The organism is Vibrio hepatarius (assembly GCF_018860525.1).
Taxonomy (GTDB): domain Bacteria; phylum Pseudomonadota; class Gammaproteobacteria; order Enterobacterales; family Vibrionaceae; genus Vibrio; species Vibrio hepatarius_B.
This window is the reverse complement of sequence record NZ_JAHKPM010000069.1, coordinates 89,913-113,468: the sequence shown is the minus strand read 5'-3', so window position 1 is coordinate 113,468 and position 23,556 is coordinate 89,913. Positions and strand designations below refer to the sequence as shown.

Here is a 23,556-nt window from a genome sequence, read left to right as displayed (position 1 = left end):
CTTTTGCTCCTTATCTGTCATCTCTTTCGGGTCTATTATCGTCGTTAGAAAGGTGTGATGTCTTGTTTGGGCTAGCGAGTTCCCTAGTTCTATTATAATTCTATGCATACAAACTAATGGTTTAAGTTTGATGGTGGCGTTATGGTGCAGAGTAAAGTTAAATTAAGGGAAATACATGAGTGAAAAAGTAATAGTAGCTTTGAAGTGGCTCAAAGGACTTTTGGAAACTGAGGGTGTTGAGTATCAAATTGTTGGTGGGCTAGCTGCAACTATTCATGGAGGTAGCCGTGAAATTGCAGATATAGATCTTTATATCCACAATGTCGACGCAAGCAAGATATTGGAACAAGTATCGCAATTCATATCTAAACCGTTAACCCATTACGCCGAATACGGTTGGGATCTAGAGTATTTCCAGTTGGTTTACCAAAATCAAAAAATTGAAATAGGCTTATCTCAACATACGAAGATACAGTCGGCTTTAGATGGCTCTTGGTACCAGCTTGAAATCCACTATTCAGAATCAGTGATTAAAGATTACAAAGGCGTCGAATTGCCAGTCATCCCCGTTCATCATTTAGTAGACTATAAGCGAATATTGGGTAGGGAAGTCGATTTAATTGATATACAAGAACTAACGTTGAATTCAGCGCCATGCCGGCATTGAAGATGGGTTTACAACACTTAGCATTTTTGGTTTGATTCAGCTTTAGTGTTACGGCACAATGACTTAGCCCTAGTTAGCTGCATTGATCACATCTTAACGCGACTTTATCAAATTTGGAGAACGAATGGATTTAGATGTTTATCAGGTTGATTCATTTACAACAGATGTGTTCAAAGGAAACCCTGCTGGAGTCTGTATAACAACCAATGCCTTAAGTGAAAGCTTAATGCTTTCAATTGCTGAAGAAATGGCAGTATCTGAAACTGCATTTTTAGCGCTTTCAGACATGACGTTAAGGTGGTTCACACCTAAGACAGAGGTGAAATTGTGTGGTCATGGAACACTTGCTGTTGCGCATATTCTTAAGGAGCGTGGGCAAGTAAAGTCAGGTGATAGTGTTAACTTTGATACACTGTCGGGAACTTTAACGGCGTTCATTAATGAATCTACAGTTGAATTGGACTTCCTTATATGGATATAAATAATGTATTAACTTTTATAGCTGTTGCTACCTTACTGGTGGTCTCCCCTGGCCCTAACGGTTTTCTTATAGCTAAAACTGTACCTGTCTCAGGAAAAAAGGCAGGCTTTGCTAATATATGGGGATTTGTTGCGGCATTTTATGTGCATGGCACGCTATCAATTCTTGGTATCTCCGTACTGTTAGTGCAATCATCTGAAGCATTCTTTATATTTAAAATGTTAGGTGCAGCCTACTTAATTTGGGTTGGAGTCAAAGCGATAATTGGTGCCTTCAAAAAAATTGAAAGTCTTCCTATTTATACTCAGCCAAGTAACCACAAAAACACTTCAATGCGCGTAGCATTCTTTGAGGGTTTTCTAACCAATGTATTAAACCCTAAAGTATCAATATTTTATTTAGCTGCCTTCCCACAGTTTCTATCAGCAAACGAAACTGCAATAGGTGCATATACCTTAGTCACAGCTCATTCTATTGTTAATTTATTGTGGTTCTCACTGATGGTTGTGATGCTTTCAAAATTTAAAAGAGCTACTAATAGTTCAACGTTTAAAGTGTGGTTAAACTCAATTACAGGTGTAGTTTTTATTGTTTTTGGTTCAAAGTTAGCTTTAATAAAAAATGACTAGCAGGTACTAAAGCAGGACTACTAATATTTGGCTCGGTTTCACTTTATTGCACAATTTTTGCCCAGAACTTTCAGAGCCTGAATGGAACGCGAGAGCTAGAATTGATCTTAACTTCTGCCGTTGGTTTCAAATATCAAAATTGTTTTGGTTATTCTGCTAAAATTGCGCTAATTATTTTTATATTAGGAATCGATAGTGACCCAAGAACAACCCAAAAATCCTCTACACGGTTTGACGTTAGAGAAGATTATTACTCGCTTGGTTGAGCATTATGGCTGGGAGGGTTTGGACGCTCAGATCCAAATTAACTGTTTCTATAATAATCCTTCAATTAAGTCATCTTTAAAATTTTTGCGTCGAACTCAGTGGGCAAGGGATAAGGTTGAAGCTTTGTATATTAAGACATTTAGTTCTCAGTAACTGGTTGTATAAAAAGTATTTAACGCGGATTACCAAAGCTCGGCACTTTCGGTTTGATTTAGCTTAAGTGTTTACGGCACAGTGGTTTAAATTATGGTGGTCTGCGTTGTTCACTACTTAATTGGGCGATATACCTTTCTAAAAAAAATGGATTTTGTACATGGAAATAGTAAAAGCAACAATTGGACAATTAGACATAATTTCTCCCCTTTTTGATGCTTATCGAGTGTTTTATGGTCAAGAGAGTGACCTCAATGTTGCTCGTGAATTTATTGAGTCGCGTTTAAATAATAATGAATCGGTTATATTTCTTGCTCTTGATGATGAAGGTAATGGTTTAGGTTTTACTCAATTGTACCCAAGCTTTTCTTCTGTTTCTGCTGCTAAAACTTGGGTCCTTAACGACTTATTTGTTTCAGACACTGCAAGAAGACAGGGAGTAGCGAGGAAACTAATGGATGCAGCTAAAGAAATGGGATTAAAGGACGATGTTAAAGGTCTAGCCCTAGAGACAGCTGAGAGCAATGGCAATGCCCAGAAACTGTATGAATCTTTAGGTTATAAAAGGGAGTCAGGGACGTACCATTACTTCTTGCAACTACAGGCATAGCAGAGCTACGGAGTCATTCGTTGTCATTAGCTCAATACATCGTTAGTTTTGGTTGATCGTTTCACGGTATTTTTCCTAAATTGGGTCACATTACGCCTTTGGAAAGAGCATTAACTGGAAGCTTTGAATTATTAGACGAATTTTTCCTATTACATCACAAAGTCAGCGGGAGTTGGTGAAGTGATATTTGATATCTGACGGATGCAGATTTGATAGTATTCCGATAGCGGTTGTTGATAAGGCATCAATGTTTTAAAAAAGCATAATGTAATGCGCATAGCGCTGCCTTAAATTGAGCCGTTGCTACAACAAATCTCACGCTGCTTCCATCTTGATAATAATGAGTGTTTTTAGGATATATGCCATGTTTTTCTAAAGCGCTACAGCCTACCGATAAAGTCTGCTCAGAATCTATTTTGGTGCCAAGTACTGAAAGTAAAGCGACTCGTTGGACATTTAACTCATTATTAGGTAATAATTTTTTTACTTTGGTGAATATTTCCCCCCAATTATGTGCTGAACAATCAAAGTAGTAACTCACTACTTTGTCAAGAGCATCATGATGCAATAGACTAATACTTGGTAATGCTAGGAGTTGATACTCTAGAGTATCTAAATCTACATTATTATCCGTTAGCCAAACTCTTAAAACACATACATCTTCTTTTCCTGAAATTACTTCAACTTTTGGCTTTTCTGGGTGGTGGCTACAGCTAATGAAAGTCCCAGGGTGCTCTGGCTCAAAAGTGCATTTAACTCGAAGGTCTATATTTTTTTGAGATAGTTCTTCGATTGCTGCTGGATGGACAACTTCATTTGATAACGCTGACAGTTGATTTGCAACTTGGTAGCTTGAGTTACCAAGAGGGCTTACCTGTTCAGCGCCAATTAGCGCGGGATCACCCGAACTCACGTGGTGAGATTTGTGTATGATAGCCTGTTTCGCGTCTGTTAAGGCGGCTATTCTGCTTAGAGTCAAGTCTCCGTAACGGCGATCATTTTGACAATGGTTATTCATTTCACATGATGCATACGCGGTCACTATAGGAAGCTCATTGCTTAAATCTAGTGCACCGAGGTTACTCCATACTTGGCAATCAAGTGATTTACGCAATTCATTCGGGGAACCGGCTAAATCTATAAATTTTGTTTGAACACCATAACGTTTGGCCTTCAGCGCAGTATTATAAGCACTGTGGGCTTCGCCTATGGATGCTAGTCGCTCTCGAATTAGGTTCCAAAAGCAATAATTAGATGAATTGTGTTCGCTATGGTTCATTGATAAATGATCTCGAATCCACTGACGAGTACAAGCCACAAGTTCTAAAATGAAATCATCCGCTTTTCTACGTAACATTGGATCGGCAAATAAACTCTCGTTCACCAATAGTAACCTTTGAATGACACTGTCGAGTTTACTTTCCCAAATGCAGCCTCCACTCAGAGTATATTGATACACACCAGGCTCATGCGTAGTATTGTTCTCTAAAAGAGCGTCTGTTATACCTTGGTATGCTGGCACAACTAGGATCCTGTTATACCTAGCTTTAGGCTCTGGTTTGAGAATAATATTATCCAACACAGCATCAAAGTCTGCCATTGAAGAGCCACTGACTTTTTCCACAGTATGAGACATAAACCTTCCTTTTATATCTATGACAACTTTTCAAAGCTATAGCCATCTTCGAAAAACCTTAGAGTTCTAATCTTTTAATGTTGATGTCATATCAGAGATAAAAGACATAATTCAAGATAGCACAGGTTATCTTACAAGCCAATGTCCTGGAAAATAATTCGACATCTAAATATAATGTAAATGGAAAGGCAATCTAGTTTGGTGGCTATTGTCTATTCATAATTGACTGAAGTGTGTGTCCTCGTAAATTTCGCATAATTGACTGAAGTGTGTGTCCTCGTAAATTTCGTTAATTTTTCCTAAATTGCTCGACTGAGAAAAGAAATGTTGCCATATGGTGGTCGTGACAGACATGACAGACATGACAGACATGACAGACATGACAGCAAATATAGCGATATCTGAAGAAGATAAGATCCAGCCTGAAGATGTTGGTAAGCTCATATCATGTTGTTTAGATATGAGCCATTCGGTAAGTATTGACTACATACCTGTAGAGTGCTCGTCACAGGTATAAGTGTCAGTGAGCTTTAGTACTCGTCTTGTTGCGATACATTTATCCCCAAACCTTTTTATCCCGTCTGCTCTCATATCCGCAGACATTTCATTGATATAGGCTTGAAGGTTGTTTTCATTGTTGACGTAATATGAGGCAACGACATTTGTCTTACCATCTTCCTGCTCGTTGTTTTTATATAGTTCCGCCTTGATAAACCCTTCGAATCTTAACATTTCTTGTATATGTGGTTTTAGCCATGCCATATAGTCATCAGCAATCTCATTTAAAATAGTAAGATTTACTTCATATAAAATCATTGTTAATTCCTTTTAGTTCTCAGGTGATAAAGTTTATGTATTGTTAACATTTTTTTTAGTATTATCAAGCGAGCTGATGCAATTAACTAATTGATTATTAGTTGATTAATATGTGCTTTGAGGGATATTAATGGAAACCATCATCGAACAAGCCATTGAGCTGCGAAAAGAGGCGAAATATGCTGAGTCGCGAGCTTTGCTTGCTAAGCTGCTGACTGATAAGAGTTACTCAGCCAAGGCTCATTTGCACATTGCTTGGTCGTACGACAATCAAGGTAAGGAGCAAGAGGCAATTACTCATTACTTGTCATCTCTTTCCGGCTTGCTTTCGCCTGTTGAAAGGTTTGATGCATTGTTTGGCTTGGCGAGTACCTACCGAAGCCTTGGTATGTATTCAGAGGCGCTAGGCTATTTCGAAAAGACTCTAACTGAATATCCTAATTCTATTGAGGTTCAGCCTTTTTACGCGATGTGTCTTTATAATTTGGGGAGACACAAAGAAGCAACCTCATTGCTGCTTGAGCTTTTGCTATCGACCACCAATAGTGATGCAATAAAGCAGTATCGTCGAGCCATCTCTTTATACTCACAGGATTTAGATAAAACGTGGTAAATAGGACAAAGGGCTAAGTTGAATTTTTCGGTGTGTGTCCGTGTGAGAGATCTAGAAAAAATATTCAGTAAATTTAGTTGGTGGAGAGTATATGGAAGTAAAAGATTGGTGCACCCCGTTTAGTGAAGGAACAACTCAAATAAAAGCTCCCAATAGGAAGCTTTTATCGGTTTTATGTCTGCGCTATTTTCTATCTTGATCAAAATCGCCGTGGAAGTGATTATGGTCAGACACACTGTCTGCTGCTTTGAGTTTTTCGCCGATGCGCAGTTTTTCCTTCGGTTGTGATACTGATGAGGTTAGTATAGCTTTGCTTTTTGACTCATCTGGGGTATCTGGGAAGAGCTGCTCGCTTAAGGCGTAGTAGGTTGTGGCATAAGCCATCGCTTGTGTGTTTTTGTAAATAGCTGAATGGTTGATGTTGTTAATATCATCACAGGCTTGGTGGTAACACTTGTCATAAGCCACATCGATCTCGCCGCCAAATTTTGCTACCTCTTCAGCAGTTTTCACTTTTTCCGCGCCCGTAAATAGGCCACCAAATGCAATACCCCAGTCGGCAAAACCTGCGTAGTCTGAGCGTTTTGATAGTGCTTGAGGTATGGTCGATTCTTCCTTATCTGTAAAAAATTCATGGAAGATAGATTCAATATCGGATGTGCCGTAGGGTGGTGTGAAATCTCCCTTATAGGCATTGTCTGGGCTGTCTTTGGTATCGGATAAGTCTCCATCCATCACACCATAGATATAATTTGGAGAGCCAATCATATCGAAGTTTAAGTACATTTTTACTTTATTGATATGTGTATATCTAGCTTCCACTAAATCGACCTGCTCTGGGGTTAATTCTCCGGGGTCTTTAAGGCCTAGTTCATCAAGGATTTGTTGCTGTGCTTGATTGTAAATTGGCTCAAATAAGTTATCTGTGTAGTATTCAGATCCAACTAACCCTGCTTCTTCTGCTGCCCACCAAGCAAAACGCACTTTATTTTTCACTGGCACTTCAAGCTCAGATAACGTCACTGCGTATTCCAGTAGACCAGCGCTGCCAGAGCCGTTGTCGTTTATTCCTGGCCCTTCGGGAACGGAATCAAGGTGTGCACCGAGCATCACAACTTGTGCTGGATCACCGATAGGGGTTTCGGCCAGAATATTTTGTGTAACAACATCTTCATCTTTGATATTGACCAGCAAGCTTGCATTTACTAGTTCTGATTGGCTTTTGTTATACCAATCTTGGCCAAGCGAAAAGCGCGCGCCTAAAGCCGGTATTGTGACTTGAGTGGTGCTACTTAAAGTACCATTTACCACAGATTTTCTTCCTTCACCATTGCCTTGGTTAAAAATGAGCACAGCTGTTGCACCTGCGTTTTGGGCATTGAAAGCTTTTACATTAAATGCACATCCCCCTCGTTGGATAACGGCTATCTTTCCGGTGAGATCTTTGCCATTAAAATCGGTGACTTCACAGCCATCTGTACTGTCGTAATCGGGAGCGTCAAACCTGAAATCGGGAGTGACGAAAGCAAGTTCTCCATCGAGTTGACCATTGGTTTTGCCTGAGTAGGACATTAGGGCAAAATCGGCTTCAACACCATCGGGTGCATTTTTGGTGCTGACTAAGTCTTTTCCATCGACCTTGGCTTTTGTTCCGGGGAGTTCTTCCCAAGCTCTGAAATCAAACTCTTGGGTGGTGACAATAAAGCCGCGCTCTTTCATTGTTGCAATGATAAATTCGGTCGAGTTTTGATAGCCTAAAGTGCCAGCGGCTCTGGTAATGGACTTACCGTCAGTTGTTCTAGAGGCTAAACCTTCCAGCGTGACGAGATGACCAATCAATTGTTCCTTATCAACATTGTCACTGACGTAATTTGCACCTCGACGCGGGTCATCCCAGAAACACCCTGTGAGGACTGTACTGCTAATAACAGTGGCGAGTATCGATCGTTTAGTTGTTATGCTTACCTGCATTTTTGACTCCTTGTTAAACAATCTGTTTTGTCCTTAATCAAAAAAGTAGGCGGTAAGAATGCACATAATTATAATTTTTTATAAATATGAATGTATATCAAGAAATCACAATGAGAAAAATGAAAATATAGCAGGGAAGAAAAGTGTTATTTTATCAATTACATTCATATGTGGATAAAAGTATAATTTATGGGAAATAACCCATCTCCCATAAATTATGCTATGTATAATCTAATTATTGACTTAAATAACTTTTGTTAATTCTATTACAGTGTGCCCTGTCGCTAATTTATTTGTCTGAACTATTCTTAACTGACACTCTGAAAATAGAGTTTCTAGATCGCTTAAGTTTCTTTGATAGGTACCGTCTTCACATATCACAGATTGAAATAGTGCGTTGAAAAGAAGCCGAGGGGATTCTTCTTCCGGTTCCACCAAAGGTTCTATGACTAACAAACGGCCTTGTTGTAATGATTGACCAATATTATTCAGAATTTGGCTACATGATTGTGTATTCCAATTGTGTAAAACGTTTTTTAATAAATAAATAAATATCATAGCCTTCTGGAATATGTTCGAAAAAGTCACCATTGCAAGTTTGAATACGTTCTTTTAAGTCTGATGGCAATGATTCTGCACTTCTTTGACATACGTCTTGTCTATCAAAGATACACGCTTTTAGATGTTGATAGTTTTTTACTAGCTCGGTGCTAATCACTCCGCTTCCTCCACCAATATCAATCACGCTTGATACTTTACTGAAAAGGTCAGGAAAGGTTTTTGCTAATAAAGCGCCAACCGGTCTTGAGAAATCTCGCATTGCTAAATCATACACTGAAGCTCTGCTCGGTGTTTTGTCTAAGTATTGGTATAACGTGTTATCAAAGACATGCTTAAAGCCAGACTGTCCTGTCTGACAGGTGTGGAGCAACCCTTCGTAGCCACGGTAATATTCTTCGCCAAATAACATGCAAAAATGACGCATCGATAGAGGGTGATCAGATGTCAGTAGCTCTGAACTTGGACTATTATTGATCACCATACCTTGATCTATAGAGAAAAAACCGAATAACTCAACCACCTTAAACATATTGGTTAAGATTTATTGGGGAGATTTGTATTGCAGGGCCTGGTGTTGCACGTGGCTATGCTAACTTGCCAGAGCTTAATGATGAGCGATTTTTTATTTATCAGGCTTTGAAGGCCCATAGAACAGGGGATTTAGGGCGACTCAACTCTGAAGGCGACATGGTCTATCTTGGCCGGAAGGACCGTCAGGTTAAGTTAAGTGGAGTAAGATTAGAACTGGGTGATATTGAAGCGTGCTTGCGTCGCCATGATGGTGTTCAAGATGCAGTTGTTAAGATGGTAAACGATGAACTTATCGCTTATCTCATCACGAGTAGTAAACCGACTGCATGGGAGCTGAGGGCCTATCTTGGCGAATATCTATCAGCGGTGATGATCCCGTCACAATTTGTTTATCTAGATAGCTTTCCCAAGCTTCCGAATGGAAAGCTGGATAATGCACGCTTGCCCAAGCCAGTGCTTTCTCGCCCTGATCTCAAGTGTGAGTATCGCTCACCCATAAACGATCTTGAGCAAGACTTAGTGGATATTTGGCAAGAAGTTTTGGGCTTGAAGGGGCTAGGGGTGGATGATGATTTTTTCGATTTGGGTGGGAATTCCCTACAAGTCATGCGTGTTCGAACTATGATCTGTCGACGTTTGTATAGTGAACTTGATTTTTACTTGATCATTCGCAACCCGACCCCAAGTATGCTTGCGGCGATCATTCCATATTACTGTACTGACGGTGGGGAAAGTAATTTTAGTTCCCAAAAGCATGATAGCGAGGAGGGTGTTGAATTTTGTGCTCTCTCTTCATCACAAGCTTATTTCGTCACCTTGGAACAAACATGTGTAAATCCACAAGCCTATCAACCTGCATTCAGTATTTCTGTGGAAGGACAAGCGGATAAACAAGCGATTTCTTGGTCGATAAAGAAAGTATTAGAGAAGAATCCACTGCTGCGGTCTCGCTTTAATCTAGATGATTTTACTGTAAAGCAGGGGGACTACACGTCAGAACAATTTGAGATTCAGTATCGTCAACTTGGGTATCTTGATAAACAATTAGCTGACTATTCACAACAAGAATGGTTAGCAATGGCTGACATGCCGGTTATGGATCTAGATACCACACCAGCGATTATCGTAACCCTTCTTTCCAAGGACAAAAACCAGCATGTTATTTTGGTCAGAGTGCACCATGCTGTATTTGATTATGAGTCTATTGGTTTGTTTTTTAAACAATTCATAAGTGCTTATCAAGCTCATGCAGTAGGAGACTTGAGCTTTTCTAGCCAGATTTCTCATCCGCTTAATTTGACTCATCATCGAGGCGCAGCGGTTGAGCAGGAACATCAAATGCAGTTCTGGTTATCGACGTTAGAACGATATTTACACCAAGGTGCCGATGCATCTCTTTATCCTGTTCAAGATTACCCCAACCCAGATGGTTACCAGATAGAGTTATCCCAAGTCTTTACCCGAGAAATAAAACAGTTTGCACGAAGACATAATACTACTCCCTATGTTTTGCTTCTCACACTGTTTAATCTCACGTTAAACAGAAATACACCTTATAAAAATGTGCCTATTGGTCTTCCAACCTCAAGTCGTTCATTGCTACAAAATGATGCTCAATTAGGCTGTTTCGTTAACATGGTGACTTACTACCAACCAGTGGAACAGGTTGAGAATGTACTGACCCTGTTGCAATCCAGCGGTAAATCGATTTATTCACTATTAGATAATCAGTCAGTTCCTTACCAATTACTTGTTGATGAGATGAGGCGTAAAGGTTGGCTAGATACACTCCGCTTTCCTATTACATTTAATTACTTGTCAGCCTTACCAAAGGCATAAAGGATCGCAGATTGTCAGATGTCTGTTCAGCACATTATTGAGCCATTTGCTCGTTGTGATTTGACCCTAACAGTAGATGAAGGGAGGCGGTTTAGATTAAGTTTTGATTATGAGGGTTCAGCCTTTACTAAGCCAAACATCATGCTGCTGGCAGAGCAGTACCTAGCAATGATTTCGGACATTATATCTTTATGATCTCTTATCTACGTTGAACGGAGAAGACATCATTAAGTGGGAGGCATTTCATCTGGAGCAAGATAGCCGAGTATTGAGTCAAACTACTTATAGCTTTGACATATCGGTGTGGGAAATTTTCTGGCCTTTAATGATGGGGGCGAGTACTGCATTAATCTGCGAAGAAGCCAAGTATGACCCTGCTTTACTCACGGACTTTATTCGACACCACCATGTCACTGTTGCTCAGTTTGTTCCCACGGCACTTAGAATCATTGCCGACGCTGGTGTATTGGATAAGTGCCCTTCACTTGAGCATATATTTTCTGGTGGAGAAGCGTTGTCCCAACGCTTAGTCGACGATGTATCTGAGCAATGTAAAGGCCAGATCTATAATTTATATGGTCCCACAGAAGCGACGATTTTTGCTTGTCATTGGCAATGCCAATCTAATACTAATGAAACCATTGTCCCAATTGGTTTTCCAATACCTCATGCCCAAGCTTTAGTACTAAATGAGCAGCTTGAAATGGTTGAGCAAGGGTGCCGTGGTGAACTTTATTTGTCGGGAGATATTCTCGCACTGGGTTACTTAAAACGTGAAGATCTGACCGCTGAACGTTTCTTGGCTAACCCGTATTCCACGGTCGCAAAGGCAAAAATGTACCGTACAGGCGATCTCGTTAGTTTAAGAAAGGATGGAGCACTACTCTTTCATGGAAGAATTGATTCGCAAATAAAACTGCGTGGTCATCGGATTGAGCTTTCTGAAATAGAAGCTCAGTTGCATGCATTGCCATACATATCACATGTTGCGGTCATTGTGGATGGCAGTGATGATGGAAAAAAACAATACCTCACGGCATTTTATGTGCCTTATCAACACAGTGATAAAGACATACAGGCTATAAAGCGAGAAATGGCAGAGATATTGCCTTATTACATGCAGCCCTCACGCTACTATGCCGTAGACAGTTTACCCACACTCCCTAATGGAAAAATCAGTAAATCAGCACTCAGCACTCAGTGCTAAGTGACGAGAAGGCGTTAAAACATGTTAAATAGTAAACAGGATTCTGAAATAGAAAATCAAATTATCGCTATTTGGAAATCAGTATTAGCGGTTAAGAAAGTAGCGATAGATGAAAACTTTTTTGAAGCCGGTGGTAATTCATTACTCATGAGTAAGGTTCATCGACAAATTAAAAAACAATTTGATATTCCAATTAATATTATTGATTTATTTCAGTGCCCTACTGTTGAATCTCTTAGCAAAAACATACTGAAAAAGTACCCGAATGTATTATGTAAAACATCAAGTGAAACCTAAGAGCTAATACTTTTAATTAAAAGATATTCATTAGTAAATATTTATTCCTCACTTGGAGGCAGGAACTTATTTGCCCTGAATTTGGAACCCAATACATCCCATTCAAAATTAAAATATAACCATGAGGTGGCATATGAACGACCAAGTAACATTGCGCGATAAAGACATAGCTATTATTGGCATGTCAGGCCGATTCTCTGGAGCAGAAGATATTTCAACGTTTTGGAGTAATCTCGCTGAGGGCTTAGAAACTATTACCACTTTCAGCGAACAAGAACTCAGGGAATCGGGTGTTGACGAAGAGTCAATTGCTTCATCTCATTATATTCCTCGCAGAGGTATTCTTGGTAATGCGGAGTATTTTGATGCGCATTTTTTCGACATCACTCCACGTGATGCGGAAATTATGGACCCTCAACATCGTGCATTTCTTGAGAGTAGTTGGCATGCATTTGAAGATGCGGGCTATGTTCCTGCAAGCTATCCAGGCAAGGTGGGTGTATTTGGAGGAACAGGTGCAGCATGGCACTTGAACAAAGTTAACTCGCACCCTAGCGTGACTCAATTTGCCAGTGGCGCATCGATTGTGACCAACAATGATAAAGATTATGTTACCACTCGGGTTTCTTATAAGTTGGACCTAAAAGGACCAAGTGTTAACGTCCAAACTGCATGCTCTACTGCGATGGTAGCGAGTTTTTTATTCGATCAAGTAGATGCGTCATGGCAAAGAGAAAAGCGCTTTAATCAAGATGCCGCTCATGAACTTCGAACACCACTAGCATTCATCAAACTCAACGCTCAAAATGCACTTAAAACAGAAAATGTTGACGAAAAAAACCATGATCTAGCCCAGATAGAACAAAGTATTGTCCACTCAGAGCGGACGATAGCACAATTGCTCACTTTGGCAAAAATAGAAAGTGGCTTGACGGTTGATTTGACTAGGCCAGTTGATGCTGTTTCCTTGCTACGCTGTGTTATTGCTGAATTAGTCCCATTGGCACTTAAACAAGGCCAAGAAATCATGCTTGATGCCACACAAGACCACTATTTGATACAAGGGAATGAAATTTTTTTAAACTGTCTTTTTCGTAATCTGATTGACAATGCCATCCGCTATTCGGGCGAGGGGGCCAATATATTGGCTGAAGTGGTGTCAAATAGTGATCATGTAAAAATAGTGATATCTGATAGTGGTCGAGGAATGAGTGAAGAAGATATAGAACGTATTTTTGAGCGCTTTTTCCGGGCGAGAGAAACCCAAAATCAAGTGCAAGGTGTTGGCTTAGGAATGGCGATTGTCGAGCGAGTTATCGCACTGCATGAAGGAACTATTTCTGTTTGGCCACAAGATCCTGGTCTTGCGTTTATCGTGACTCTACCTAATCAGCGTTTTGGAGACCAAGTTGAAATTGTTAGTCAATAGAAAAATTTGTTACTGGGTAACTGGGATGAGTAGTGATGTTTAAAAGGAACATTTATAACAGATATAGTCCACTATGTTTAAGTCGTTATTATGTCTATTGTTATTAAAGTTTAAATGAAAAAAATCCATAAAAACCCTTCTACTGATAGAGGATTTTTTTAATTTTTAAGAAAAGTTCCACATAAATATTAAAAAATGTGAACTTGATCCTGATTTAATTCTAAATTATCAATAGCAATTAAAAGCTCTTTTATTCAACAGGTTAAATTATAATCATATTTTTATTACTTCAGTAATTTCTAATTTATCATCCCAATAAGAAACAAATTGCACTTCACATTTGCTTTTTTCGTACTATTTTATAAATGTTTATGAAAAAGCTTGGTTTTCTGAGTGTTATATGAACAAAAGTTATAACCTATATGGACGTTAAATTATGAAAATTAAATTATTAGCCGCTTTGGTTGCGGCAACAGCATGTGGTACGAACGCTTTTGCAGCAGAAGTTTATAACAGTGAAGGCACAACTCTTTCTATTGGCGGTTATGTCGATGTGGGTGTTGGTGAGTATGATAAGAGTTCAAGCTCAACCGAAGAACAAAGACAAGATGTACAAGTAGAGAGCGTATCTCCTCGTATTAACATCGCAGGAACACAAGATATTGGCAATGGTGTAGTTGTTGATATGAAAGGTGAGTGGGCATTGAACTACCTAGATGGTGGTGATACTTCCTTTAAAACTCGTCTAGGCTATATCGGTGCAACACACGAAGAAATGGGCCGTATGGTCGCGGGCACTCAGTGGTCACCATACTACGACGTTGGTGAAGCAGCTGATTACCCGATTGCTTTTGCGAATGATTTTCTATATGACTACCAAATGGGCGGCGCCCGTGCTGAGAGAATGGTGAGCTACAGAAATTCTTATTCTTTCTCAGATGATGGCATGGTTGGTTTTGGCCTAGGCTGGCAAGGAGAAGAAACTGAGTCAGATCTTGATGCAAGAATGCAGTTAGCATTGCATGTAAAAATGATGGACTTTGGTTTAGGCTATGCTTATTCAGGCGGTGATCGTAAAGTCGGTACTAAAGATGAGGGCGCAACGTCGCACATCTTCTCACTGAAATACGGTTCTTACGGTTCAGGTGTATACGCAGCTGTAGTTTATGGTATGAATGAGTACTTCTATGAGTTTAGCAGTACATACCTTGAAGAAAGCGTTCAACTTGAAGGTTTGCTAGCCTATGGTATGGATAATGGCCTTAATGTTAGTGTTAACTACGAAGCAGTTGATAATGACAAAACCAATAAGACTCTATACAGCACATCAGCAATACAGTTTGAATATACAGTAGTACCTAATTTTGTCACTTTTGCTGGTTATGAGATAGATCTAGGTGATGATGACGATACTACTAAAGATGATGACAAGTGGCTAATCGGTGCTCGTTACTACCTATAATTCAGTAATCCAACTGCCTTAACACGCATTTGTGTTAGCGCCTATTCAAATATTGAATAGGCGCTTTTCTATTGTAAGAAAAACTTTGTGCATAAGTTCAATTTTTTGTTTTGCTTTATGCCGCTCATACGCCGATTTCTATTACCATCTAGCATAGTGACTAATGGTAAGGAGAAGGTATGGGCTCGGTTAAACTCGGCAGTAAATTCGTCCAACCGACAAAGATTCTTTGTGTGGGGCGAAATTATCATAACCATATAAAAGAGTTAAATAATGCAATCCCTGATGAAATGGTGGTGTTTAATAAACCGCCTTCATCTATTCATAGCCAGTTATGTTCCTACCATGGAGAAGCTATTCACTACGAAGGTGAGATTTGCTTTATGGTTAATGATGGGCAATTTTGTGCTGTGGGTTTAGGGCTGGATTTAACCAAACGTCAATTACAGTCTGAGCTTAAAAGTAAAGGATTACCATGGGAGCGTGCGAAGGCATTTGATGGCTCTGCTGTATTTAGTCGTTTTATTTCTATTGAAGGTATTCTGGTTGAATCTTTAGAAATTGAACTATTTATTAATTGTGTGCGCGTGCAAAAAGGTACAGTAGCTGAAATGATTTATTCACCTCAATCCATTTTGCAGGAATTGACAACTTATACAAGTTTAGTTGATGGCGATATAGTGATGACGGGGACACCGAAAGGCGTTGGTGAAGTCCACCAAGGAGATGTCTTTTTGGGGCGATTAAGCTGTCAAAACAAAATTTTGCTGGAAGTTGAGTGGATTGCGCAGTAAGAGCTTTCAAGTGATAAAAGCATAGGCCTTAGGTAAAGCGCTGACCTGTTTATTGCTTACTCCAAGTAACAGCGCATTAAATAACGACTACAATTACCCCTCCTGGCCGCCTTCTTCTATCACTTGTGTTTCTATTTTAAGTGTTTGAGTTGGGAAGGCAATATCAGCATCATGCTGGTGAATAATGTTCATGATTTTAAGCAAAACATCTTCTTTCACTTGATGGTAGCGTACCCAATTGACGGTTTTGGTAAAGGTGTAAACTAGCATTTGTAATGATGATGGACCAAAGGCATTAAAATTTACGATAAGCGTCTGTTTAGTATCAATATCAGGGTGATTTTGAAGCATTGATTTTATATCGTTTACGATGTTCTCTACTTTTTGGCTGTCATTATAACGAACCCCGATAGTTTCCTTGATTCGCCGGTTTAGCATTCGTGAAGGATTTTCCACAACAATGTTGCTGAAAACAGAATTTGGAACATATAGAGGCCGTTTTTCGAAAGTTCGAATAATGGTCATCCTCCATCCGATGCGTTCCACCGTTCCTTCCATTTGACGATCTGGTGAACGTATCCAATCACCTACTTTGAATGGACGATCAAAGTAAATCATCATACCGCCGAAGAAGTTAGAGAGTAAATCTTTAGCAGCTAAACCGACGATCAAACCACCAACACCACCAAATGTCAGTAAACCTGATAGACTAAGCCCAAAAGCTTGCATGATAGTGAGTGTGCCGACGATAATGAAAATTAGTCGTGAGACTTTAGCGATAGCCTGGACTGTTGTTTCATCATGAGTTTTTTTCTTAAGGACAAAGCTTTCTACGTTGTTAATAAAACGTATTGTTATCCAGGCAAAGGTAGCGATAAAAATGGGTAATTTTAACGTACTGAGCCAACCGAGCTTAATCCCAAAGTGCTCTTGAATAAAAAAGTCGAGTGATATTGTTGCAGGCAAACACCATATTAACACACTAATTGGAGTTTTTAATGCATGTAAAGTCAGATCATCCCAATCAAATTTGGTTTTTTTTGACAGAAATTCTAGCCGATTGTATACCACTCGCCATGTAACCCAAGCAAGGAAGCTGGCAAAGGTAATAAATAAAAAATTGGTATTCCAACTTTGCAAAAATGTAGTTAAGTATTGTGTTAAGGGAGATGATGACTCCATCATTAATTGGCTCTTATGGTTACAAACATTTGTCCCAGTATAAAGATATGTTGTCTATCAAACTAGTGATGTTCATAGTAAAAATTTTTGCTAATTTACAAATAAGAAAAAATCGGAACCCAAGCACTGTCTATTTAGTATGGTATTAGTTTTAGAGGGATGAGATTATTTTTTGCTGCTAAAATGTTCTGATAAGGCTGCACGACGTTTTTGAGCTGCGCCACCGCCACTGTTAACGGAGTCTTCAAAACCTGCTTTTATGAAGCGCTGATTTGGGTGACTAGGAGTTAAGCGTTTTAGTTGCGGGGACTCGAAAGTTCCTGAAACTTGGTAAACGGACTTGCCGCTCCCTGTTGTTACTGTGATTAAGGTTCCATCAAACTCAAAATCAGTGGTGATCAGCCGCTCGTTACGAAATACACCGCGTTTGCTGAATGTCAGTATCTCGGTATCGTACTCAGGTGTCCCTATTTCTATCCATCGGCCGTACACATTTTTAGGGTGTATATAGTCCTTATAACTAAAATATAGTATAGAAGAAAATGCAACCGCTAGCGCTACGAGTAGTGTAGCCCCAGATAACTTAAGGAAAGTACCTTTTGTAAAATTAGAGCGTTTTCCAGGCTCGGTGTCTTTATCTGTTTTTTTTAACGCCACATTAAACGGCTCATTTAATCAATATTAAAAGATAAGTATACCTTTAAACCACCGACAAAAGTGAAAATTTTAAAAAGAGGAGCTAATTTCTTTTTACGTAAATATTCATCTTGATCATGCTAAGTCATTTATTTACAACCTATCGAAGCCATATATTCCGCGATCTTATTACTGGTAATTGTTCACAAGGGACGGTTGTCATCAGTACTAGTATTAACTTCTCGTTACCGCAGAAGTGGCAAGAATTATGCTTGGTTTTTTTAAGGTGTAATTTAGCTGGAATATTAATGCTCAAAAAGCGTGAACTTCGGCGAAATCAAGTTGATCATCTGCAATTGATAAAAAACTTTACTATAATTACATTGTGAAGGTATGTTTTTTGGGGAGGTTAGAGATGTCCATTGTACCAAAACACAAAGACCCACACGCGCGTTATGATCCTAACAAGGAGTTAACGACAGATCAGTTGCATCGTTTTGGCAAGGTTGCTAACGAAGCACAAAAAAGGCGTGAGCTGAGAGAACAGCGCGGATCATTAGCTTCGGCAGCAAAGGTCGTGAAAGATAAAGCGATGAAACCGGTTGTTACGTCAAAAAAAGATAAGCCTAACTCAGCTAGGTATGCGGCATGGATGCTAGTAGTCATGTCAATTAGCCTATGGCTGATGTTTATGAGTCGTTAGTTTTCGCTTTTATCAAAGGGGTTATTTTTGCTAAATCGAGTTCATCTTCTCCATCGACTGATTTGGCAAGATCTGGGTTATAGTATCGGTATTGATTTTTACCACTGTGCTTGGCTGAGTACATTGCTTTGTCTGCACAACGAGTGAGTTCCAACATAGAGTCAGCATCATCAGGGTAAATTGCTACGCCAGCACTGACAGTAAGTTTGTTTATTCTTTGTGTACTTTGGTAGCTATCTTCGAACAAGTGACAAATACGCCCCAAAATTCGATTAAGATCTTCGACACTATTTACACCGTAAAGGAGGAGAACAAATTCATCTCCTGCAAATCGAGCAATAGAATAATCATTTCTTTGGGTTTTACGATCTTTTGTGCGAATGTTATTTTTTAGGCGATTGGCAAAATGCTGTAGTACACGATCGCCAATTTCATGCCCATAGGTATCATTGATACTTTTAAAGTTATCAATATCCAAAAATACCATCGCAGTTAAAGTGTCATTGTCCTTGACCTGTTCAAGTTTTCCTAAGGCCCAACTTTCAAAACTCCAACGATTCGCTAACCCTGTCAATTTGTCACGATAAGCAAGATCCTCGATTCCCTCTTTGTGTAGAGATTGTATGTAACTGACAACTTTAGCATAGTAGTATGCCGAGAAGTTGCTGAGAACGCATATTGCGAGTAGGCTGACTAAAAAACGGTCTAAGGCGAAATGAGCTGGGATAGTAGCCATGTTAGTGAACAAACAAATTACAGCAGTTAAAACGAACAAGCTAGTACTTAGAATGAAACCTGTACGAAATTCGCATGCGAAAATAATAGCGGCGCATATGGGGTAGAGCCAGAGAAGTCTGTCGGCTATATGTTCACCATAGAAAAGTAACAAAAAAGTTTGGAGTAATAACACGCTTGACAGAACTACGTCAGAAATATTGACAGATGGGTTAACCCTTAAATAGAAAAGGTTTCCTGCCAAAACAATGGCACAGAATATGTTAATAGTACCGAACAGGTAGTCTTGATTGATAACATGGGTAGTACCATAATAAATCATAATAAGTACTGCAATTACAGAGCATAAAAGTACTATTTTACATTTACGAGCAGAACGCATGTCCGCCATTTCTTCAAGATGTTGTCCTGCAAAATTTGTCATATGGGTCCTTGCCTATAAAATCTACAATCCGGCTATTAAAGTCTAGAAGAAAAAAATCAGTCTGGAGGAAGGTTTGAGAAAATAAATCAATTAATATCAAATGCTTATATGAAACAATGTTTATATGTGATGTGTTTGCTATTCATAGAGAATAAGAATAAAAGACGTTAACTATATGGATTTGCTAGTAAAAAATTAGGGCCGTATTCTAGGGGGATGATGTATTATTTAAAGTTAATAATCAAAGTGAGTATTGCACTAACTAACATATAATAAAAAGGTCTATCAACTCAGTCTCTCAACCCCCTTGTTCTATTGATTGAACTCTTGACGTAGCCAGTTACGCAAAACAAGAATGTTTTCGTTCTTAAGTTTATCTGGTTGGCAGGCGAAATAGAAATCTTGATAAGGGTTGAGAACAGGAGAACCCACTTCAACAAGAGATCCTTGGAGTACTTCGTCTCGAATGAACTGTTTATGGGAAACAAACACGCCAAGTTTTCGGATTGTGGCTTGAACCGCTTGAATAGAAGCACTGAAACGGAGGTTATGTGTATAATTTGGCTCTGGGAGTTGATACATGTCACACCATACCTTCCAGTCGTATTTTCTTCGGTCATTGCTAACAAAAATAGCCGGGTGTTGCATAAGTAAAGATTCGGGAGTGGTCTGTGCATTAATCAATTCAGGGCTGGCAGTCATCACTAGCTCATCTTTTGCGAGAAGTTCACAGTAATAGTCCGACCAGTCATCTGTTTTACCATGTATAATAGCCACATCGACGCCTTCAACCTCCATTCTAAAATGACCAGTAAGACTTGATATACGAATATCAACTTCAGGAGCATATCGGTTAAACCTGTCAACGCTAGGAATCCACCAGTGCATCGCTAAAGAGTTCACCATGTTGAGGGTCAATCTTTGACTTTGCTGTTGCTCAATAAGCTTTTCAGTCGCGACGATTATTTGCTCGAGTGCTGGTGCCACTCTTTTATAGTAATGGCGTCCTAGTGCATTAAGAAAGACAGATCTTCCTTGACGTATAAAGAGTGTCTGACCTATTTGAGATTCGAGAGTCTTAATAGCTTGGCTAATAGCGGAATGACTGACATTCAGCGCTTTAGCAGCAGCTGTCATGCTTCCTGTTTCAGCTACAGCAACGAAAGAGTAAATAGACTTTAGTGGTATTGGTCTTTTCATATGTAAGTTTTTCTTACCAATGGTGTAAAGATAACTCGCTTTTAATTTGACTTATGAGTCCATAGACTTGAGTCATGATTTAGGAGGGAGTTATGTTAAATCGCTGGTGTCCAATTATATTTATGTTTGCATCTACATTCAGTTTGTCACTAACTGGACTAATTTCAAAATTTTTAAGTGAGCATTTTGAAGTGAGTTTGTTAAGTTTTTTAAGATTTATTATTCCAGCTATGATTTTAATTATTTTGCTTGCAGGTAAGGGAATTAGGTGGCCAACTCGAAGTGAGCAGCTATCCCTTTGGTTGAGGGCATTATGCCTTGGTGCAGGCCAAGTGTGTTTTATATATTCACTGCAGAGTTTGACGCTAATGGAAAGTGTCGTTTTATTTGGGACGGGGCCATTATTTATTCCGATATTAGAGAGTTTTCTATTTTCAAGCCGCCTCCAGGTGAGGAATATTATTGGCTTAATAGTGACATTTATAGGTGTTTTTCTTCTGTCTAGCGATGGTGGTAATGTAAATTTTAGATTTGAGTTTCTGGTTGGTCTTTGTGCAGGGGTATTCAATGCAGGTTCTCAACTGAGTTTATACAAAGTGAGTAAGAGCAGGTTAAATGCGCTTGAAGTCAACCTTTGGAGCCTTCTCTATTCAGCTGTAGTGGTTACCCCCTTACTTATGTTCAGTTTTGCAGATAACCGAAGTCTATATATGCCATTTGAGGGTAGCTCATTACCTATTGTATTAGCGCTTGGTGCGTTAGGGGTAATGATCATTAATACTCATGTTTTCCGTTCAAAAGCCTATCACCTTGTCAGTTCTGGTTCTGAATTAGCACCACTAATCTACACTAATTTGCTTTTTACTGCCTTGTGGCAGTTTCTTTTCTATCAAAAGACCTATGATTATTTTCAAACATTTGGTCTTGTATTGATGGTTATCGCTAATACTCTTTGTGTTGTTTTTTCTATTAGGAGCAATAGGACACGAGTTAGATCCCAAGGATAAAGCTAGTGCCCTAATGTGAGAAGTCTAGATTTCATGCATATACAAGTTCAAATTTAAGACTCTAAATTTACTAGAACTTCTGTGATTATGTACTTACGTAGAAGTACGAATCTCGCCTTGAAAGTAATATTTTTATCATTATTAATGGAAACTTACTCAAGTTCATATAGTTTTTAAGTAGGGGACTAAATGTTGGTGATGGTCCTTATAGACAGATAACAAAGGTGGAGAATGACGTACATATCTCATCGGATACTTGGTCACAGCTTCCAAAATATCATCTATCGATGAGTGTTTGTGAGGGTGGAATGAAAGAGTGGTTCGGCAGTCAATGGGTAGTGTCGCTGATGGCGTTATTTTTATGTACTGCTGGCATTGGGCTTGTTGAATTTATTGATCGTAGCCAGAAAACGTTCTTGCACGATAGTATACTAGTTCGAGCAAAAGAAGAACTTTCTATTGTCCGCTCTGAGTTAGAAATCGCTATTTTCAATGATATTTTCGTCGCAAATAGTCTATCTGCACTTATCGCCTCAAACCCAAGCTTAGAGTTTTCAGGCTGGGGGTTATTCGCATCTAGTGTAATGCGCAAAGCTCATCATGTGGAGCTCATTACGTTAGCTCCTGATGATATTGTGAGGTACATATACCCGTTTGAAGGAAATGAACAGTTATTAAATCTAGATTATCGAACTCTTCCCGAGCAATGGAGGGCAGTTAATAAGGCAAGAGATATACACGAAATTTTGATTGCTGGACCAGTTAATTCAGTTCAAGGTGGGCGTGTTCTTATTGCTCAAGTGCCGATTTTTACTGATCCAATATACCATCGAAATTATTGGGGAGTTTGCAGCTTAGTTATTTCTCTAGAAAGTTTATTTAATGATGTAGGAATTAAACGATATAGTGAAAAGTACGATTTGGCGATGCGAGGAGTTGATAGCTCTGGTGAGGGGGGAGACATATTTTATGGTACACAAAGTACATTTGATCGCTCTTTCTCAATAGAATCTGTCAAGTTTCCCTATGGGACATGGAGCATTGCGGCTGCGCCCAAGACTGATCTCCTTGAATTTAGTAAGTGGTATAGAATTCATGCTGTTAGGCTGTTGGGATACCCACTTCTTGTTTTACTAATGTTGGCCTATGGCACTATTTTTTATCTATATCATACTGCTAATCAACGTTCCCTCCATGATGCACTAACGGCACTGCCAAATAGACGCTATTTTATGTACACGCTAGAACGTCATTTTAGCCTTGTTACTGGTTCAGGAAAAAAAGAGTCATTTGCGATTCTCAATGTAGATTTGGATAAATTCAAATGGATTAACGATACTTATGGCCATGCTGCTGGTGATAAAGTGCTTATTGCAGTAGCAAAAAGAATCAAAAGCGTATTAAGGTCGTCTGATTTGGTTGCTCGAGTAGGGGGGGATGAATTTTTGATACTCCTGACTCGAATTAAGGATAAAGAAAATGTTGATATTATTAATATCGAATTACAAAAAGCAATCTGCCAAACTCCAGTCATTTACGAAGAACATGAGATTAATATTTATGTCAGTGTTGGCCAAGCTATATATGGTGATGAATTTGCAGAAGTGGATGAGATGCTCAAAGTGGCTGATGATCGGATGTATGATGAAAAGCGACGTCAAGATTAATTAGATTTTACAATACAGCGCCAAAAATCATTTTATTTG

General features: G+C 39.2%; 25 protein-coding genes and 1 pseudogene. 17 read left to right on the top strand and 9 right to left on the bottom strand.

What is annotated here, in order from left to right:
• Positions 1 to 175: 175 nt before the first annotated feature.
• The 5 genes and pseudogenes from KO511_RS21275 to KO511_RS21255 all read left to right on the top strand — a co-directional run bounded on the left by KO511_RS21275 (position 176) and on the right by KO511_RS21255 (position 2,807).
• Positions 176 to 667 carry a MazG-related protein gene (locus KO511_RS21275; RefSeq protein ID WP_215989381.1) on the top strand — a complete coding sequence of 164 codons (492 nt, stop codon included), beginning with the start codon at positions 176 to 178 and terminating at the stop codon, positions 665 to 667.
• Positions 668 to 791: 124 nt separating this feature from the next.
• Positions 792 to 1,133 (top strand): annotated as a pseudogene (locus KO511_RS21270) (PhzF family phenazine biosynthesis protein); the annotation flags it as partial.
• A 5-nt stretch (positions 1,134 to 1,138) separates the two neighbouring features.
• Complete coding sequence (locus KO511_RS21265; protein WP_215989380.1) at positions 1,139 to 1,777, top strand: LysE family translocator; 639 nt, start codon at positions 1,139 to 1,141, stop codon at positions 1,775 to 1,777.
• Between the two features lie 195 nt (positions 1,778 to 1,972).
• Positions 1,973 to 2,197, top strand: a complete 225-nt coding sequence (locus KO511_RS21260) for a VF530 family DNA-binding protein (protein WP_215989379.1) — start codon at positions 1,973 to 1,975, stop codon at positions 2,195 to 2,197.
• A gap of 160 nt (positions 2,198 to 2,357) precedes the next feature.
• Entirely contained in the window at positions 2,358 to 2,807 is a 450-nt protein-coding gene (locus KO511_RS21255; RefSeq protein WP_215989378.1) for a GNAT family N-acetyltransferase, read from the top strand.
• A 244-nt stretch (positions 2,808 to 3,051) separates the two neighbouring features.
• Here the strand turns inward: KO511_RS21255 and KO511_RS21250 are convergent, their stop codons facing one another.
• On the bottom strand, positions 3,052 to 4,443 hold the full coding sequence (locus tag KO511_RS21250) for an amino acid kinase family protein (RefSeq protein ID WP_215989377.1): 1,392 nt from the start codon (positions 4,441 to 4,443) through the stop codon (positions 3,052 to 3,054).
• A 334-nt stretch (positions 4,444 to 4,777) separates the two neighbouring features.
• Here KO511_RS21250 and KO511_RS21245 point away from each other — a divergent pair, with 334 nt between their 5' ends.
• Entirely contained in the window at positions 4,778 to 4,960 is a 183-nt protein-coding gene (locus KO511_RS21245; protein WP_215989376.1) for a hypothetical protein, read from the top strand.
• Here the strand turns inward: KO511_RS21245 and KO511_RS21240 are convergent.
• A complete protein-coding gene (locus KO511_RS21240) occupies positions 4,927 to 5,259 on the bottom strand; it encodes a DUF4286 family protein (RefSeq protein WP_215989375.1) in 333 nt (110 codons plus the stop codon). The two genes, KO511_RS21245 and KO511_RS21240, sit on opposite strands and share 34 nt — an antisense overlap.
• Positions 5,260 to 5,389: 130 nt before the next feature.
• Between KO511_RS21240 and KO511_RS21235 the strand changes: the two genes are divergently transcribed.
• Positions 5,390 to 5,872, top strand: a complete 483-nt coding sequence (locus KO511_RS21235) for a tetratricopeptide repeat protein (RefSeq protein ID WP_215989374.1) — start codon at positions 5,390 to 5,392, stop codon at positions 5,870 to 5,872.
• 183 nt (positions 5,873 to 6,055) lie between these two features.
• Here the strand turns inward: KO511_RS21235 and KO511_RS21230 are convergent, their stop codons facing one another.
• The 3 genes from KO511_RS21230 to KO511_RS21225 all read right to left on the bottom strand — a co-directional run bounded on the left by KO511_RS21230 (position 6,056) and on the right by KO511_RS21225 (position 8,933).
• Complete coding sequence (locus KO511_RS21230; RefSeq protein ID WP_215989373.1) at positions 6,056 to 7,843, bottom strand: M28 family peptidase; 1,788 nt, start codon at positions 7,841 to 7,843, stop codon at positions 6,056 to 6,058.
• 243 nt (positions 7,844 to 8,086) lie between these two features.
• The gene (locus tag KO511_RS22365; RefSeq protein ID WP_252724499.1) at positions 8,087 to 8,401 is read right to left on the bottom strand and encodes a methyltransferase; all 315 of its coding nucleotides are present in this window, start codon (positions 8,399 to 8,401) and stop codon (positions 8,087 to 8,089) included.
• On the bottom strand, positions 8,343 to 8,933 hold the full coding sequence (locus tag KO511_RS21225) for a methyltransferase (protein ID WP_252724498.1): 591 nt from the start codon (positions 8,931 to 8,933) through the stop codon (positions 8,343 to 8,345). The genes KO511_RS22365 and KO511_RS21225 overlap by 59 nt, the downstream gene beginning before the upstream one ends.
• 65 nt (positions 8,934 to 8,998) lie before the next feature.
• On the opposite strand from KO511_RS21225, the gene KO511_RS21220 reads away from it, so the two are divergent.
• The 7 genes from KO511_RS21220 to KO511_RS21185 all read left to right on the top strand — a co-directional run bounded on the left by KO511_RS21220 (position 8,999) and on the right by KO511_RS21185 (position 15,963).
• Positions 8,999 to 10,774 (top strand): condensation domain-containing protein, encoded by a 1,776-nt coding sequence (locus KO511_RS21220; RefSeq protein ID WP_215989372.1) that lies wholly within the window; start codon positions 8,999 to 9,001, stop codon positions 10,772 to 10,774.
• An 18-nt stretch (positions 10,775 to 10,792) separates the two neighbouring features.
• A complete protein-coding gene (locus KO511_RS21215; RefSeq protein WP_215989371.1) occupies positions 10,793 to 10,969 on the top strand; it encodes a hypothetical protein in 177 nt (58 codons plus the stop codon).
• Positions 10,970 to 10,982: 13 nt separating this feature from the next.
• A complete protein-coding gene (locus tag KO511_RS21210; protein ID WP_252724497.1) occupies positions 10,983 to 11,981 on the top strand; it encodes an amino acid adenylation domain-containing protein in 999 nt (332 codons plus the stop codon).
• Positions 11,982 to 12,002: 21 nt separating this feature from the next.
• Entirely contained in the window at positions 12,003 to 12,278 is a 276-nt protein-coding gene (locus tag KO511_RS21205) for a phosphopantetheine-binding protein (RefSeq protein WP_215989370.1), read from the top strand.
• A gap of 133 nt (positions 12,279 to 12,411) precedes the next feature.
• Positions 12,412 to 13,707, top strand: a complete 1,296-nt coding sequence (locus KO511_RS22360) for a sensor histidine kinase (RefSeq protein WP_252724496.1) — start codon at positions 12,412 to 12,414, stop codon at positions 13,705 to 13,707.
• 436 nt (positions 13,708 to 14,143) lie between these two features.
• A complete protein-coding gene (locus KO511_RS21190) occupies positions 14,144 to 15,169 on the top strand; it encodes a porin (RefSeq protein WP_215989369.1) in 1,026 nt (341 codons plus the stop codon).
• 179 nt (positions 15,170 to 15,348) lie between these two features.
• Positions 15,349 to 15,963: a fumarylacetoacetate hydrolase family protein gene (locus KO511_RS21185; RefSeq protein WP_215989368.1), complete on the top strand. Its 615-nt coding sequence runs from the start codon at positions 15,349 to 15,351 to the stop codon at positions 15,961 to 15,963.
• 93 nt (positions 15,964 to 16,056) lie between these two features.
• On the opposite strand, the gene KO511_RS21180 is transcribed toward KO511_RS21185, so the two are convergent.
• Entirely contained in the window at positions 16,057 to 17,145 is a 1,089-nt protein-coding gene (locus KO511_RS21180; RefSeq protein WP_436840235.1) for a mechanosensitive ion channel family protein, read from the bottom strand.
• 165 nt (positions 17,146 to 17,310) lie between these two features.
• Positions 17,311 to 17,802, bottom strand: coding sequence for a DUF2850 domain-containing protein (locus KO511_RS21175; RefSeq protein ID WP_215989366.1), 492 nt, complete (start codon positions 17,800 to 17,802; stop codon positions 17,311 to 17,313).
• 394 nt (positions 17,803 to 18,196) lie between these two features.
• Here KO511_RS21175 and KO511_RS21170 point away from each other — a divergent pair, with 394 nt between their 5' ends.
• Positions 18,197 to 18,484 (top strand): hypothetical protein, encoded by a 288-nt coding sequence (locus KO511_RS21170; protein WP_215989365.1) that lies wholly within the window; start codon positions 18,197 to 18,199, stop codon positions 18,482 to 18,484.
• Here KO511_RS21170 and KO511_RS21165 read toward each other — a convergent pair.
• Positions 18,471 to 19,643, bottom strand: a complete 1,173-nt coding sequence (locus tag KO511_RS21165) for a GGDEF domain-containing protein (RefSeq protein WP_215989364.1) — start codon at positions 19,641 to 19,643, stop codon at positions 18,471 to 18,473. The genes KO511_RS21170 and KO511_RS21165 overlap by 14 nt on opposite strands.
• A gap of 312 nt (positions 19,644 to 19,955) precedes the next feature.
• On the bottom strand, positions 19,956 to 20,843 hold the full coding sequence (locus KO511_RS21160; protein WP_215989363.1) for a LysR substrate-binding domain-containing protein: 888 nt from the start codon (positions 20,841 to 20,843) through the stop codon (positions 19,956 to 19,958).
• A gap of 92 nt (positions 20,844 to 20,935) precedes the next feature.
• Here KO511_RS21160 and KO511_RS21155 point away from each other — a divergent pair, with 92 nt between their 5' ends.
• Together KO511_RS21155 and KO511_RS21150 are read left to right on the top strand one after the other, a co-directional pair.
• Complete coding sequence (locus tag KO511_RS21155; RefSeq protein WP_215989362.1) at positions 20,936 to 21,850, top strand: DMT family transporter; 915 nt, start codon at positions 20,936 to 20,938, stop codon at positions 21,848 to 21,850.
• Between the two features lie 287 nt (positions 21,851 to 22,137).
• Positions 22,138 to 23,517, top strand: coding sequence for a diguanylate cyclase (locus KO511_RS21150; protein ID WP_215989415.1), 1,380 nt, complete (start codon positions 22,138 to 22,140; stop codon positions 23,515 to 23,517).
• Positions 23,518 to 23,556 lie beyond the last annotated feature (39 nt).